The sequence below is a fragment of the Cryobacterium arcticum genome (assembly GCF_001679725.1).
Lineage (GTDB): Bacteria > Actinomycetota > Actinomycetes > Actinomycetales > Microbacteriaceae > Cryobacterium > Cryobacterium arcticum_A.
The window spans coordinates 839854-854545 of the sequence record NZ_CP016282.1; the positions used below are offsets into that span (position 1 = coordinate 839854).

Annotated in this window: 17 protein-coding genes; 11 read left to right on the plus strand and 6 right to left on the minus strand. The window is 71.0% G+C overall.

The features are described from left to right. Window positions 1-18 precede the first annotated feature (18 nt). A complete protein-coding gene (locus PA27867_RS03670) occupies window positions 19-864 on the plus strand; it encodes an NAD-dependent epimerase/dehydratase family protein (protein WP_066593372.1) in 846 nt (281 codons plus the stop codon). Here the strand turns inward: PA27867_RS03670 and PA27867_RS03675 are convergent. Then, window positions 797-1408, minus strand: coding sequence for an MOSC domain-containing protein (locus tag PA27867_RS03675; protein WP_066593373.1), 612 nt, complete (start codon window positions 1406-1408; stop codon window positions 797-799). The two genes, PA27867_RS03670 and PA27867_RS03675, sit on opposite strands and share 68 nt — an antisense overlap. Before the next feature lie 15 nt (window positions 1409-1423). Further along, entirely contained in the window at window positions 1424-1690 is a 267-nt protein-coding gene (locus PA27867_RS03680) for a hypothetical protein (protein ID WP_066593374.1), read from the minus strand. Between the two features lie 119 nt (window positions 1691-1809). On the opposite strand from PA27867_RS03680, the gene PA27867_RS03685 reads away from it, so the two are divergent. The 4 genes from PA27867_RS03685 to PA27867_RS03700 are packed head-to-tail and all read left to right on the plus strand — an operon-like array spanning window position 1810 to window position 4396. Then, window positions 1810-2346, plus strand: a complete 537-nt coding sequence (locus tag PA27867_RS03685; protein WP_066593375.1) for a phosphoribosyltransferase — start codon at window positions 1810-1812, stop codon at window positions 2344-2346. Further along, entirely contained in the window at window positions 2343-3074 is a 732-nt protein-coding gene (locus PA27867_RS03690; protein ID WP_066593377.1) for a Type 1 glutamine amidotransferase-like domain-containing protein, read from the plus strand. The genes PA27867_RS03685 and PA27867_RS03690 overlap by 4 nt, the downstream gene beginning before the upstream one ends. Window positions 3075-3079: 5 nt before the next feature. Next, on the plus strand, window positions 3080-3787 hold the full coding sequence (locus PA27867_RS03695; protein WP_084020648.1) for a uracil-DNA glycosylase: 708 nt from the start codon (window positions 3080-3082) through the stop codon (window positions 3785-3787). A gap of 30 nt (window positions 3788-3817) precedes the next feature. Continuing rightward, window positions 3818-4396, plus strand: coding sequence for a GNAT family N-acetyltransferase (locus PA27867_RS03700; protein WP_066593380.1), 579 nt, complete (start codon window positions 3818-3820; stop codon window positions 4394-4396). A gap of 15 nt (window positions 4397-4411) precedes the next feature. Here the strand turns inward: PA27867_RS03700 and PA27867_RS03705 are convergent, their stop codons facing one another. After that, a complete protein-coding gene (locus PA27867_RS03705; protein WP_236900826.1) occupies window positions 4412-5236 on the minus strand; it encodes an SDR family NAD(P)-dependent oxidoreductase in 825 nt (274 codons plus the stop codon). 102 nt (window positions 5237-5338) lie between these two features. On the opposite strand from PA27867_RS03705, the gene PA27867_RS03710 reads away from it, so the two are divergent. Beyond that, window positions 5339-6769 (plus strand): amidase, encoded by a 1431-nt coding sequence (locus tag PA27867_RS03710; RefSeq protein ID WP_066593381.1) that lies wholly within the window; start codon window positions 5339-5341, stop codon window positions 6767-6769. Here PA27867_RS03710 and PA27867_RS03715 read toward each other — a convergent pair. Then, complete coding sequence (locus PA27867_RS03715; protein ID WP_066593382.1) at window positions 6766-8832, minus strand: MMPL family transporter; 2067 nt, start codon at window positions 8830-8832, stop codon at window positions 6766-6768. The two genes, PA27867_RS03710 and PA27867_RS03715, sit on opposite strands and share 4 nt — an antisense overlap. Window positions 8833-8893: 61 nt before the next feature. Here PA27867_RS03715 and PA27867_RS03720 point away from each other — a divergent pair, with 61 nt between their 5' ends. The 5 genes from PA27867_RS03720 to PA27867_RS03735 all read left to right on the plus strand — a co-directional run bounded on the left by PA27867_RS03720 (window position 8894) and on the right by PA27867_RS03735 (window position 12757). Next, a complete protein-coding gene (locus tag PA27867_RS03720; protein ID WP_236900827.1) occupies window positions 8894-9424 on the plus strand; it encodes a MarR family winged helix-turn-helix transcriptional regulator in 531 nt (176 codons plus the stop codon). 52 nt (window positions 9425-9476) lie between these two features. Continuing rightward, window positions 9477-9977: a Fur family transcriptional regulator gene (locus tag PA27867_RS03725; protein WP_066593383.1), complete on the plus strand. Its 501-nt coding sequence runs from the start codon at window positions 9477-9479 to the stop codon at window positions 9975-9977. Then, complete coding sequence (locus PA27867_RS03730) at window positions 9974-11479, plus strand: catalase (RefSeq protein WP_066593384.1); 1506 nt, start codon at window positions 9974-9976, stop codon at window positions 11477-11479. The genes PA27867_RS03725 and PA27867_RS03730 overlap by 4 nt, the downstream gene beginning before the upstream one ends. 127 nt (window positions 11480-11606) lie before the next feature. Beyond that, window positions 11607-11771 (plus strand): hypothetical protein, encoded by a 165-nt coding sequence (locus PA27867_RS20520; RefSeq protein ID WP_157109103.1) that lies wholly within the window; start codon window positions 11607-11609, stop codon window positions 11769-11771. 47 nt (window positions 11772-11818) lie between these two features. Next, the gene (locus PA27867_RS03735) at window positions 11819-12757 is read left to right on the plus strand and encodes a siderophore-interacting protein (protein ID WP_066593386.1); all 939 of its coding nucleotides are present in this window, start codon (window positions 11819-11821) and stop codon (window positions 12755-12757) included. On the opposite strand, the gene PA27867_RS03740 is transcribed toward PA27867_RS03735, so the two are convergent. Both PA27867_RS03740 and PA27867_RS03745 read right to left on the minus strand, forming a co-directional pair. Beyond that, window positions 12717-13127 carry a Fe-S oxidoreductase gene (locus tag PA27867_RS03740; RefSeq protein ID WP_066593387.1) on the minus strand — a complete coding sequence of 137 codons (411 nt, stop codon included), beginning with the start codon at window positions 13125-13127 and terminating at the stop codon, window positions 12717-12719. The genes PA27867_RS03735 and PA27867_RS03740 overlap by 41 nt on opposite strands. Then, window positions 13127-14632, minus strand: a complete 1506-nt coding sequence (locus PA27867_RS03745; protein WP_066593388.1) for a dihydrolipoyl dehydrogenase family protein — start codon at window positions 14630-14632, stop codon at window positions 13127-13129. Before PA27867_RS03745 ends, PA27867_RS03740 begins: the two co-directional genes overlap by 1 nt. Window positions 14633-14692 lie beyond the last annotated feature (60 nt).

A 14692-nucleotide genomic window follows, 5' to 3' on the forward strand; every position in this document is an offset into this window, starting at 1 on the left:
CGCCTCCATACTGGGGGGATGACTGTACTGATTGCCGGATGCGGCGACCTCGGCACCGAGGTGGGCCTCCGCCTGACGACGCTCGGCCAGCACGTGGTGGGCCTCCGTCGCCGGGCCGGGCTGCTGCCGGCCGCGTTCGACGGGCAGTCCGTCGACCTGGCCAGCGAGAAGCCCGTGGTGCCGCCGGACACCGACCTCGTGATCGTGGCCATCGCGGCTGGGAACCCCGACCCCGAGGTATACCGGGCCGCCTATGTGACCGGGCTGGGCAACCTGCTCGACGCCCTCGACGACGCGCAGGTGACGCCGCGCCGGTTCCTGATGGTGTCGTCGACAGCCGTCTACGACGTGAATGACGGCAGCACCGTCGACGAGTCGACCCCGGCGGCCCCTGGCCCCGGCACCGACTCGATCCTGCTCGAGGCCGAGCAGCTGCTCCGCAGCCGGATCCCCTCGGCCGTGGTGCTGCGGCTCGGCGGCATCTACGGGCCGGGCAGGGAGCGCCTGATCGACCAGGTGCGCTCCGGGCGCGCCACCGTGGGCGAGCGCAGCCGACTGACCAACCGGATCCACCGCGACGACGCCGCCGCGATGATCGTGCACCTGATGCTGCGGGCCAAGGCGCCCGAGCCGCTCTACCTCGGGGTGGACTCCACGCCGGTGCCCGCCGCCGAGGTGCTGGCCTTCGTCGCCGGCGAGCTCGGCCTGCCCGTGCCCGAGATCGTCGAGACCGGCAGCAAGCGTGGCGGGGACAAGCGCGTGAGCAACCGGCGCATCCTCGAGACCGGCTTCAGCTTCAGCTACCCGAGCTACCGGGAGGGCTACCGGGCCGTTCTGGCCGGGCAGGGCGTGCGGCACCCGTAACCACCAGCGGCACACTGCACCGCATCGTGGCCGGGCCGAGCCGCAGCATCCCGTCGGTCACCGGCTCGCAGCGAAGCCCGCCACGCCCGCGGAGCGCGCGGTGGGCGCCGGGGGCGAGCATCACATCCATCCAGGCGCAGGGGTTCGCGGGCCGGTGCGCCCGGAACTCGACGGGACCGTCGCCGCTGTCGAGCGAGAAGGTCGCCCCGCGCAGACCGTCGATCTCCACGCCGCGCAGCAGGATGTTGCGCCGGGTGGCGGTCGCATCCAGCGGGTACGGCAGCGCCAGCTCGGCGGCGACCCGGTCGAGCACCTCCGCGTTCATCACCGTGACCGACGCCTGCACGTGAGCCCTCCGGCCGAAGTGCCGGTCGCCCACGATGCCCAGGCCCGCGCGCACCTCGATGCGTTCGTGACTCTCCTCGCCCACCGCCGGCAACGGCCCGTCGGCGGGGCGCCCCTCGTACCGGTGCACGGGGGAGGCGTGCAGCAGCACGATCTCCACCTCGGCGCTGTACGGCAGGTCACTCAGCTGCTGAGTCATGTGACGGGATGTGGGTCAGGGAGCCATCCCGGACTGCACGGGCACGAACTCGACGTTGTGGGTGGGGTGCACGGTCTTGGCCGGCGACCGGGAGAACCCCTTGGCGTCGAGGCGGTTCTCGGCTCGGAAGGTGGCCAGGGCCGCGTCGTACAGCTCGTTGAGCCGCGCGCCGGTGTACTCGCCGGTCGTGCCGTCGGTGAAACGGATGACGATGGGCGTCTTGGCGGGGAAATGCCGGTTCATGCGGACGAAGCCGTCGGCATCCTGCTGCAGTGTGATCATCCCGCTAGTCTTCCGTATCCGCACCGGCCGTGACGCCGCCCCGCACCGGCCGTGCTGCCGGGCCCACACCGGGCCCTTCGTCCGCGCGCGGCGGGCGCGGGAGGTTCTACCATTGACAAATGCAACAGGACCAGCACGCCGAGACCCCCGCCACCGTCGATCCGCCCCGCGAGGTGCTGGAGTGGACCGAATTCGCCGACGCGTCCAGGTCGCTTGCCAGCACGGTGCTGGCAAGCGGGTTCCAGCCCGACGTCGTCATCGCCATCGCGCGCGGCGGCCTGCTGCTGGCCGGGGCGATCTCCTACGCCCTGGGCACCAAGAACTGCGGCTCCATCAACGTGGAGTTCTACACCGGCATCGACGAGCGCCTGCCGGAGCCCGTGCTCTCCGGCCCGATGCTGGACGCCCCGGCGCTGGCCGGCAAGCGCGTCCTGTTGGTCGACGACGTCTCCGACTCGGGCCACACCCTGGCCCTGGTAGTGGGCATCCTCAAGGAATCGGCCGGCGAGGTGCGCTCCGCGACGCTGTACACCAAGCCGCGCACGGTGCACGTGCCCGACTTCACCTGGCGGGAGACCGACGGCTGGATCGTCTTCCCGTGGTCGGCCCTGCCACCCGTGACGGCCACCCCGCTGACGAGCGCGGTCGACGCATGAGCATCCACCTCGTCGGCGGCGGCTGGGCTGCCGAGAACGCCACCGAGAGCGACGCCGTGGTCTACGGTCCGTTCCTGGCCGAAGCCGCCCTGCGCGCCACCGCGGCCGGCCGTGACGAACCGCGCCTGGCCGTCATCGTGGTGCGGGACGCCGACGGCGCCGACCACGCCGCCAAGCTGGTCGCGGCCATCGGCGCCGCCGGGCCGGTCGACCCGCACCTCACGGTGCTCGGCCTCACCGACGAAGCCGCCCTGCTCGCCGTGGCGGATGTCGACGGCATCGTGATCGGCGGCGGCCTCACCCCCGCCTACCTCACCGCCCTCACCCCCATCGCCGGGGAGATCCGCCGCCAGGTGGCCGCCGGCATCCCGTACCTCGGCTACTCCGCCGGCGCCATGATCGCGGCCGAACGCGCCGTGCTCGGCGGTTGGCAGATCGGCGGCGTGCCGGTGAGCCCCCAGGACGCCTCAGAGGGGCTCGACGAGATCACGATCGAGAACGGCATCGGCCTGCTCGACGTGACCGTGGACGTGCACGCCGCCCAGTGGGGCACGCTGTCCCGCATGGTCGCCGCCACCGAGGCCGGCCTCATCCGCGGCGGCCTGGCCGTCGACGAGGGCACCGTGCTGATCGTGGGCCAGGGCACCCTGGGCGTGGCCGGAACCGGCAGCGTCTGGACCGTGAGCGAATCCGAGGGCGGGGTGCTGGTGAGCACCTTCGGCTCCTGAGCCGGATGCCTGCACCGATCGACCCCGCGCTGATCGAGCCCGGCTGGGCGCGGGCCTTCGGGCTCGGCGACCACACCGGCCCCGTCGACGTCAGCGCCCTGGCCCCTTTCGCGGACCCGCTCGCCTTCGCACGGCAGCGGGCCGCTGCCGGCGCCGAGGTGCTGCCGGCGCCGGAGAACATCCTGCGCGCCTTCCGGCAGCCGTTCGACGAGGTGCGGGTGCTCATCGTGGGCCAGGACCCGTACCCCACGCCCGGGCATCCGGTGGGCCTGGCCTTCTCAGCGGCCGGCGACGTGCGCCCGGTGCCGCGGAGCCTGGCGAACATCTTCACCGAGCTGCACGACGACGTCGGCCTGCCGAGACCGGACGGCGGCGACCTGACCCCCTGGACCCGGCACGGGGTGCTGCTGCTCAACCGGGTGCTCACGGTCGAGGCCGGCGCCGCCGGGTCGCACCGCCGGCACGGCTGGGAGGCCGTGACGGAGCAGGCGATCCGGGCTCTGGCCGGCCGCGGCACGCCGCTGGTCGCCATCCTCTGGGGCAGGGACGCCGAGAACCTCCTGCCGCTGCTCGGGCACACCCCGGCGATCGTCTCGGCGCATCCCAGCCCGCTCTCGGCCCGGCGCGGCTTCTTCGGCTCCCACCCGTTCAGCCGCGCCAACACCCTGCTGGCCGAGCAGGGCGCGGCAGCCGTGGACTGGTCGCTGCAGTAATCTGATTCCCATGTGGAGAGGACCCATCCGGTGCTAGAAGAGGAATACCAGCCGCGTCGACGGCTGCCGCGTCACCTGACGCCGGCGCCGGCGCCCGAGGCACCGTTCGAGTACTCGCTGCGGGACGCTGTGGAGACCGACCTGCCCGACATCCGGGAGATTTACAACTACTACGTGGCCAACAGCACCGTCACCTTCGACGAAGATGCGATGACCCTGGCCGAGTGGCGCGACAAGTTCGCCTACCTGACCAAGCTCGGTATGCCGTTCATCGTTGCCGAGTCGCCGGCCGGGCAGCTGCTCGGTTACGCGCTGGTGAGCCCCTGGAAGCAGAAGAAGGCCTACCGGTTCACGGTGGAGAACTCGATCTACCTGGGCGCGGCATCCACCGGCAAGGGCCTGGGCCGGGTGCTGTTGGCCGAACTCATCGAGCGCTCCAAGGCCGCCGGCCTTAAGGAGATCATCGCCGTGATCGCCGACCAGGGTGCGGATGCGTCGATCAAGCTGCACCAGGACTTCGGCTTCGAGGAGATCGGCCGGATGGGCAAGGTCGGCTTCAAGTTCGAGCGCTGGCTGGGCACCGTGCTGCTGCAGAAGAGCCTCAAGTAGGCCGCAGCGGGGCACTCACCGGCGCGACAGCCGCCCGGTCACTGTCACCACGGTGCGCCGGGGCGACACCGACGCCAGCCAGGCCAACAGCCGGTTCTGCCCGCCGCTGACCGCGTGCGGGGGAGTGCGGGGCGTATCGAGCGCGTCGAAGGCCGTGCGCATCACCTCGTCCACACTCGCCAGGCCGCGGGGGCCGGCCGTGGAGCGCTGCGCGACGGCGTAGAACTCGGTCTCGGTCGGGCCGGGGCACAGCGCGGTCACCTTGAGCCCGGTGCCGCGGGTCTCGTACCAGAGTGCCTCGGTGAGGCTGAGCACGTAGGCCTTGCTCGCGGCGTAGACAGCCAGCCGGGGCACCGGCTGGAACGCCGCCGTGCTCGCGACGTTCACCAGCGCCGCACCCTGCGGATGCGTGAGCGCCGCGCCGAGCAGGCCCGGCAGAAGGGCATGGGTGAGATCGGTGAGCGCCTGGACGTTGACCGCCACCTGGTCGTGCACCGGCGCCGCCGGCGCATCCACCATGCTGCCGAACAGGCCGAAGCCGGCGTTGTTCACCAGGGTGCTCACCCGGATTCCTCGGTCGGCGAGGTCCCGCACGAGCTCGGCGACGGCGCCGGGGGCGGCCAGGTCGAGCGGGATCACCGTGGACACCGTGCCGTACTTCTCGGCCAGGTCGACGGCGAGGGCCTCGAGCCGGTCAAGCCGGCGCGCGGTGAGCACCAGGTCGGCGCCCCGGCGGGCGAGCTCGTGAGCGAAACCCACGCCCAGTCCGCTCGACGCCCCGGTGATCAGCGCGGTCGTGCCCATCGGGTTGTAGTAGGCGGCAGCATCGGTGCGGGTCATCCTTCGAGGCTACCCGGGCCGGTGCGCCCAGAGCCAGTCCCGTATCCCCGCCCGCGAGCCCGTACCGGGGCGTCGTCAGGGGCCGGTCGCTAGGCTCGGGGGATGGCTGACCTCCACGAACTGACCGCCCTCGAGCAGTGGCGCTCCCTGCAGCAGGGCGAGATCAGCCCCACCGAGCTCACCCGGCACTACCTGGACCGCATCGAGCGGCTGAACCCCGGGCTCGGCGCCTTCGTCACCGTGACCGGCGAGGCCGCTCTGGCCCGCGCCAGGCAGGTGGAAACCGAGGTGCCCCGCACCCGGCCGCTGTGGGGGCTGCCCTTCGCCGACAAGGACCTGCAGCAACGCGCCGGGGTGCCCGTGGGGTTCGGCTCCCGGCTGATGGAGGGCACGGTGCCCGAGACCAGCGACCTGCTCGTGCAGGCCCTCGACGAGGCCGGCGGCGTGAGCCTGGGCAAGACCGCCACCCCCGAATTCGGCCTCCCCTCGTACACCGAGCCCGTGGCCGGAGTCCCCGCCCGCAACCCCTGGAACCCCGCGCTGGGCGCCGGCGGCTCCAGTGGCGGCGCTGCCGTGGCCGTGGCCGCGCGGATGCTGCCGTTCGCCCCCGGCAGCGACGGCGGCGGGTCGGTGCGCATCCCCGCCGCCGCCTGCGGGCTCGTCGGGGTCAAGCCGTCCCGCGGCCGGATCCCCGCGGCGAGCGGCCTGGACGTGCCCGGGGGCCTCCCCGTGGCCGGCCCGCTGGCGCGCACGGTGGCGGATGCCGCGCTGCTGCTGGATGCCATGATCGCGCCGGACGGCGGCCGGCCGGCGCATCCGTTCGCCGTGCGGGCACCCGGGGGAGACGAGCAGCTGCTCGGCGCCGCCGTGCGGGGCGAGGGCCGCTACCAGCTGGGCGTGATGACCACCTCGGCGTGGGACGACGCTTATGAGATCAGCCTGGCCCCGGAGGCCCTGGCCGCGCTCGCCGTGGCCGTCGACGGTTTCGCCGCCATGGGCCACGGCATCGAGCAGACCGCGCTGGAGCCGGACCCGAGCTACGCGCCGGCGTTCCGGGCGCTCTGGCAGCTCAGCGCCGCCCGGATCCCGGCGGAGACCGTCGAGCAGGAGGCCCTGCTCGAACCCCTCACCCGCTGGCTGATGCACCGCGGCCGGGCGTTGACCGGCCGTGACGTCGCCGAGGCGCTGACCACCCTGGCCACCTATGAGCGCTCACTGATCCGCCAGCTGTCCCGGTTCGACGCCGTACTCACCCCGGCGCTTGCGCTCACCCCGCGGCCGGTCGGATGGTACGACGCCGTCGACGGCGAACGTAACTTCGCCCAGCAGGTGCAGTACACCCCGTTCACCTCGATGGTCAACGTCTCCGGCCTGCCGGCCATCACCCTGCCCGTGGCCCAGACCCCGGACGGCCTGCCGATGGGTGTGCAACTGATCGGCCGGCCGGGCGGCGAGGCGACCCTGCTGGCCCTCGGCGCGCAATTGGAGCGCCGGATTCGCTGGCAGGACCGGGTGCCGCCCGCGGCCCGCTAGACCCGCGGCGCCTTCGCGGCCGGACGCGACGGCCACCAGAACCGGTCGCCGGTGAGGAAGACCAGTGCGGGCACCACCAGGGTGCGCACCACGAGGGTGTCCAGCAGCACACCGATGCAGACGATGACACCGATCTGGGTCAAGGCCACGACAGGGAGCACACCCAGCACGGCGAAGACCGCCGCGATCAGGATGCCGGCGCTCGTGATGACGGCGCCCGTTGAGGACAGGGCGCGCACCATGCCCTCCCCGGTGCCGAAGCGGATGCTCTCCTCCCTGGCCCGGGTGGTGAGGAAGATGTTGTAGTCGACACCCAGGGCCACCAGGAACAGGAACGCGAACAGCACCACGTTGGTGTTGAAGGCCGGGAACCCCATCAAGTTCTGGAAGATCCAGTTGGAGGCGCCGAGGCTGGCGAAGAAGGTCGCCAGCACGCTCACGATCAGCAGGACTGGCGCCACCAGCGACCGCAACAGCAGGGCCAGGATGGCGAACACGATCGCCAGGATCATCGGGATGATCAGGGCCTGGTCGGCCTGGGCGCTCGTCTTGTTGTCGAACGCCGTGGCGTCGCTGCCGCCGACCAACGCCTGGGACACCTCGCCCGACGCATCGGCGTAGGTGCCGCGCAGGGTGTCGATGATGGCGAAGGTCTCCTCGCTGCCCGGCTCGCTGGCCAGGGACAGGTTGAGCCGGGTGAGCCCGTTCGCGCTCTCGCCGGGCAGCACGGACTCGATGCCGGACGTGTCGGTCGCGAGCGCGGTGGCCTCGGCGGCCGCCGCATCCGGAACCAGCACGATGGTCTGGCTGGTCAGGCCGGCGGAGAACGACTCCTCCACGATGGCCTGCGCCTGCACCGACTCGGGTTTGCCGAGCAGTTGGTCGGCCTGCGACAGCCCGACGGACGCACCGATCAGGCCCAGGCTGAGGGCCGCGATACCGGCGACGGATGCGGCGGTGACCACAATCGGACGACGCTGCACCCCGCGGCCGAGGCGGGTCCAGAAGCCGGTGCGCGCCTTCGCATCGGCGCCGGGCACGTAGCGGGGGATGAACGGCCAGAACAGGCCGCGGCCGCAGACCACGAGGGCGGCGGGCAGCACGACCAGGGCGAAGATGATGGCGATGACCACGCCGATGGCGCAGGCGAAGCCGAGCGCCCGGTTGCCCGACAACTCCGCGAACAGCAGGGTGAGCAGGCTGAGCGCGACCGTGCCGCCGCTGGCGGCGATGGCCGGCCCGGCGCCACGTACCGCGGCCAGCATGGCGGCGTTGCGGTTCTCTGTGCGCAGCAATTCCTCGCGATAACGGGCCACGAGCAGCAGGGCATAGTTCGTGCCCGCGCCGAAGACCAGCACGGATTGGATGCCGGCGACCGAGGGGTCGAGAGTGATGCCGAACGGTTCGGCGAGGGCGCCCACCACGACGGTGGAGAGGCCGTCGGCCACGCCGACGACGACGAGCGGGACGATCCAGAGCACCGGGCTACGGTAGGTGACGATCAGGAGCACGGCGACGACGATCACGGTGACGAGCAGCAGTCGCAGGTCGGCACCGGCGAAGGCGTTCGTGATATCGGATTGGAAGCCGACCGCGCCCGTGACATAGGCGTCCAGTCCGTCCGGCAGATCGGCCGACGCGGTGTCACGGATGTCGGTGGCCGTCTGGCCGATGTCGGCGTTGGCCTCGTCCGCATTCAGCGGAAGGATGCTGATGGCGGCCTTTCCGTCGTCGCTGAACCGCGGTGTGGTGGCCTGCGGGGCGACCGACTGCTCGGCCAGAGCCGCGCCCTGCGCGGTGATGGCCGCCATGTCGGATTCGGAGAGATCGCCGTCGTCTCTGGTCCAGACCACGATCGCCGAAGTCTGCTCGGCGGACGGGAAGTCAGCGAGGAGGGCGTCAACTTGTGCTGCCTGGCTGGAGGTAGGGAGCCCGGAGGTGGGGAACTCCTCGGAATCGTTCGAGGGGAGCAGGCTGAAAAGCAATCCCACCGCGACGATGGTCCCTACGAGCACGACCCAGGCGGTGCGCCGGCCGGTGATGAACCGCTGAATCGCGAGCACAATTCCTCCAATAATGTTGATTGCTAGGTTTCCTAGTGATCTGCGTAATAGTATCTCCCCTATGGAAGAGCGTCGCAACCTCGCTCCCGGTGCGGTCTCCGGGGCTTCCGTCCCGCCCGGACCTCCCGCCGGCGGACCGCCGGCTTCGGATGTGATCGGCTCCGCTCTGCACCAGATCCTGCAGCTGTCCCGCGCCTTCGAGCGTCAGGTCGGGCAGGCGCTCGAGGTGAACACCACCGACCTAACCGCGATGGAGCACCTCATTCAGGAGGGGGCGCTGACCCCGGGGGAACTGTCTCGCCGTCTGGACATTTCCACGGCGGCGACCACCCTGGTGATCGACCGGCTGGTCGCACTCGGTCACGCGCAGCGTCATCCGCATGCGTCCGACCGGCGCAAGGTCGTCGTGGTGCCCGCCCAGGAGTCGGTCACGCGCGCATTCCAGCAGCTGCACCCGGTGATCGGGGGAGTTGCGGCTCTCACCCAGGAGCTCTCCGACGATGAACGACACGTCGTCGAGGCCTTCTTGGAACGGGTCATCGGCGTGTACAGGTCGTCCCTCGACTCGCAATCCTCAAGTTTTCACTCCTGAGGCTTTCCCTGCAATGTTTTGATTCAATCAAAACAACTGATAGCGTGATCGAATGGTAGACACCGAACGGACGCGAGCGGCCGAGCCGCCGGGTCCGCTCGCCGACAGCATCCGTGCCTCTGGTCTGAAGGTCACCGCTCCCCGGCTCGCGGTGCTGCGGGTTCTCGACCAGGCTCCGCACTCGACCGCGGAGCGGCTCTTCGCCACGGTCCGGGCCGAACTGCCGGGCACATCGCTGCAGGCCGTCTACGGCGTGCTCGCGGCCTTCACGGGGGCCGGGATCGCCCGAAAGATCGAGCCGGCCGGCTCGCCGGCGCTCTTCGAGCGTCAGGTCGGCGACAACCATCACCACATCGTCTGCACCCGCTGCGGTGCCGTGCACGATGTCGACTGCGCCGTGGGCGAGGCCCCCTGCCTCACGCCGTCCAACACCGCCGGGTTCACCGTGCACACCGCCGAGGTCACGTACTGGGGCCTGTGCCCGGACTGCCAGGCGGCCATATCTTCCACCTCTTCCTCACCTTCCCCGCTGTTGAACAAAGGAGCACAATGACAACACTGCCCCCCACCACCACCCAGACCGGAACCCCGGTCCCGAGCGACGAGCACTCCCTCACCGCCGGCTCTGAGGGCGTCACAGCCCTGCACGACCGCTACCTGGTCGAGAAGCTCGCCCAGTTCAACCGCGAACGTATCCCGGAGCGCATCGTTCACGCCAAGGGCGGCGGAGCGCACGGCGTCTTCGAGGTCACCGGCGACGTGTCCGCCTACACCCGTGCCGCGCTGTTCCAGCCCGGCGCCCGCACCGACACCCTGCAGCGCTTCTCCAGCGTCGCCGGCGAGCAGGGCTCGCCCGACACCTGGCGCGACGTGCGCGGCTTCTCGGTCAAGTTCTACACGACCGAGGGCAACTACGACATCGTCGGCAACAACACCCCGGTGTTCTTCATCCGCGACGGGATCAAGTTCCCCGACTTCATCCACTCGCAGAAGCGCCTGCCGGGCTCCGGCCTGCGCGACGCCGACATGCAGTGGGACTTCTGGACCCTCTCGCCCGAGTCCGCGCACCAGGTGACCTACCTGATGGGCGACCGCGGCCTGCCGCGCTCGTGGCGCACCATGCCCGGCTTCGGCTCGCACACATACCAGTGGATCAACGCCGCCGGTGAGCGCTTCTGGGTGAAGTACCACTTCACCTCCAACCAGGGCAACGTCGAGATGGAAGGCGCCGAGGCCGAGCTCATCGCGGGCGCCGACGCGGACTACTACCGCCGCGACCTCTACGAGGCCATCGACGCCGGCGACTTCCCGTCCTGGGATGTGCACGTGCAGGTCATGCCGTACGAAGAGGGCAAGACCTACCGTTTCAACCCGTTCGACCTCACCAAGGTGTGGCCGCACAGCGACTTCCCGCTGATCAAGGTGGGCACGCACACCCTCAACCGCAACCCGGGCAACTTCTTTGCCGAGATCGAGCAGGCTGCGTTCTCGCCGGCCAACTTCGTGCCCGGTATCGCGGCCAGCCCCGACAAGATGCTCATGGCGCGCATCTTCTCCTACCCTGACGCGCAGCGTTACCGTGTGGGCACCAACTACAACCAGCTGCCCGTGAACGCCCCGCAGGCGCCGGTCAACAACTACTCGCAGGATGGCGCCGCCCGGTACCACTTCAACGACGCCAGTGCGCCGAACTACGCGCCGAACTCGCTCGGCGGCCCCGTCGCCGACGAGGCCCTCGCGGGCGACGGCACCTGGGAGAGCGACGGTGCGCTCGTGCGCAGCGCCGCGATCCTGCGCGCCGACGACGATGACTTCGGTCAGGCCGGCACGCTGTACCGCGACGTCTTCGACGACGCGGCCAAGGCCCGCTTCCTCGAGACCATCACGGGAGCCGTCGGTGGCGTCACCCGCCCCGAGGTCAAGGAACGCGCCATCGCGTACTGGACCAGCGTGGACGCCACCCTCGGCGCGAGCCTCAGGCTGAACCTGGCCGACGGCGACGCTGAGGCCACCTCGGCCAACGTGGCCGCCGAGCCCGTCGGCGTCGGCGAGTAGCACCGCACCACCCGCAGCACCGAATCGCGCGGCCGGCCCCGGCCGGCCGCGCGATCCATCGGCACCATCACCAGCACGCGTCCAATGAAGCTCTGCGTCGACCAGCACCATTACCGACAGGAGCATCATGAATTCCTACATCAGCGCCGCCGCCCGCACCGATCGCAGTGCGGAACCGGCCGGCTACGTCAGCACCGGCCGTCCGGCCGCGACCCCCACCGGCTATGTCAGCCCCGTCACGCGCTCCGGCGCCGGCAGCTACGTGAGCAGCGACTGGGTCCGAGCCGCGTAATCCCGATTCCCGGGTGCAATATAGGTTAGGCATGCCATACTTAGGCCATGCTTACTTCGACAGTCGCTCCCGCGCCGGCCCCCGCACGTGTGCGGGCTCCGCGCCCCAGCTACCGCCCGTTCGCCGTGTCGGTGGCGCGCGTTCAACGGCTGTCGACCAACTTCACCCGGGTGACCTTCACGGGCCCCGACCTGCACGAATTCGGCACCGCCGGCCTCGACCAGCGCATCAAACTGGTGCTGCCGTTGCCCGGGGTAGGTGTGTCACCGTTCCCTCGCACCGACTCCTGGTACGAGACCTGGCGGGACCTGCCCGACGAGCACCGCAACCCGCTGCGCACCTACACGGTGCGGCACGCCCGCCCGGAGCACCGCGAGGTCGACATCGACTTCGTCACCCACGGCGACGCCGGACCCGCGTCACGCTGGGTGCGCGCCGCCATCGTCGGCGACGAGGTTGCCATCGTGGGTCCCGTCGCCGACGGTGACAACCCGGTCGTCGGCATCGAATGGGCCCCCGGCAACGCCAACACCGTGCTGATCGCGGGCGACGAGACGGCGGCGCCAGCGATCTGCGCGATCCTCTCCGCCCTGCCCCGCACGGCCCGCGGCTGCGCCTACATCGAGGTGCCGGAGGCCGGCGACGCGCACGAGACCAACGCCCCGGATGGCGTCACCGTCACCTGGCTGCCCCGCAACCGCGCCGGCCACGGAGCGGCACTCGAGTCCGCGGTGAAGGGCTGGACGGCCCGGTTCATCACCGCTCACCACAGCGGCACCGTGCTCCCCGACATCGACATCGACGAGTCCATCCTCTGGGAGGTGCCCGACGGGTCCGCCCTGGACGGCGAGCTCTACGCCTGGCTGGCCGGCGAAGCCGGGGTGATCAAGCGGCTGCGCCGATTCCTGGTCTCCGAGGTCGGCATCGACCGCCGCCAGGTGGCCTTCATGGGGTACTGGCGGAACGGTCGCGCGGAGCACGCGTGACCACCCGCTTCTTCCGCAGGTAGCCACCCTTCTCCAGGCCGGCCTCGATCTCGTACCGGTTCTTCAGCGGGTCGCGCCCCGCGATGAAGTACAACAGCGGGAACAGCATGCCGTAGCGCTGCCACTGCACCTTGTGCACGGCCTCGTGCTCGAGCACATCCGCCGACACATTCTGGTTGGTGAGGTAACAGCCGCCCACGCAGGAGCCGCCGCGTCCGAACGCCCACGCCGGCAGGCCGCGGAAGACGAACAGTCCTTCTCGGCGTTCCACGCGGCCGGTGCTCCAGATCGAACCCCAGACCAGGCCGACGGCGGTGGCGTAGAGATACCCCGCCCGGCTGATCGGCGAGTCGAACAGGATGCGCCGCATCACTCGCTCCGGGTGCCGGCCGCGGGCGGGCGACCGTACTCCTCGAGCAGCCGCAGCCAGACCTCGCTGAGGGTGGGGTAGCTGGGCACGGCGTGCCAGAGTCGGCTGATCGGCACCTCGCCGACCACGGCGATGGTGGCCGCGTGCAGCAGCTCGCCCACCCCGGCGCCTACAAAGGTGACGCCGAGGAGCACCTCGGTGTCGAGGTCGACGATCGCGCGGGCCCGGCCCGTGTACCCGTCGGCGACCACGCTCGCGCCGGCGACCCCGGCCAGGTCGTAGTCGAGCACCCGGGTGCGGAATCCGGCCTTCTCCGCCGCGGCGGCGGTGAGCCCGACCGAGGCGACCTCCGGGTCGGTGAAGGTGACCTGCGGCACGGCCGCGTGGTCGGCGGTGGCGACGTGGGTGCCCCAGGGGGCGTCGTCCACGACGAGGCCGGCGGCGCGCGCCGCGATGACATCGCCCGCGGCGCGAGCCTGGTACTTGCCCTGGTGGGTAAGCAGGGCCCGGTGGTTGAGGTCGCCCGTGGCGTAGAGCCAGTCACCGGCCAACGCCGGGGAATCGCCCTGCACGAGCATGGTGTCGTCCACGCTCACCCAGTCGCCGGGCGTCAGGCCCACGGTCTCCACGCCCAGGTCCTGGGTGCGTGGCGTACGGCCCGTAGCCACGAGAACCTCGTCGGCCGTGACCGTGCGGCCGTCGGCGAGAACCAGGGTCACCTCGCCCGTGTCGGTGCGGCGGGCGCCGGTGGGGCTCGCGTCGGTGAGCACCTCCACCCCCGCGTCGGTGAGCGCGGTGGCCACCATCTCGCCGGCGAAGGGCTCCTGGTCGCGCAGCAGCAAGCTGCGCACGAGCAGGGTCACCTGCGCGCCCAGCGAGCGGTACGCGGCGGCCATCTCCACGGCCACGACACCGCCGCCGATGATGGCGAGATGGCCGGGTACGTGCTTCACCGAGGTGGCGTCCCTGCTGGTCCACGGGGAGACGTCGGCGAGGCCGTCGATGTCGGGCAGCAGCGCGCTGGAGCCGGTGCTGAGCACCACGGCGTGTTTCGCGGTGACGACAACCGGGCCATCCGCGGTCTCGACGGTGACCTCGCGGATTCCGCTGAGCCTGGCGGCCCCGCGCAGCAGGTCGATACCGGCGGAATCGAGCCACTCGACCTGGCTGTCGTCGTTCCAGTCGTGGGTGAACTCGGTGCGGCGCTTCAGCACCGCCGCCACGTCGACCTGCTCGGTCACGGCCTCGGCCGCGCCGGCCACCCGGCGGGCGGCGGCGAGCACCGCGCCGCTGCGCAGCAGCACCTTGGAGGGCATGCAGGCCCAGTAGGAGCATTCGCCGCCCACCAGTTCGGCCTCCACGATGAGGGTGGACAGCTCGCCCTGCACCGTGCGGTCGGCCACGTTCTCGCCCACGGCGCCGGCGCCGATCACGATGACGTCGTAGCTGCGGGTGTCGCTGGCAGGAGTGCTGGAGTTGGGTGATGTCGAGGTCGTGTCGCTCATCGTCGCAGCCTACCGACCGTACCTCCGAAGAATCCAGACCGACCCTGGGATGTTCTGCCG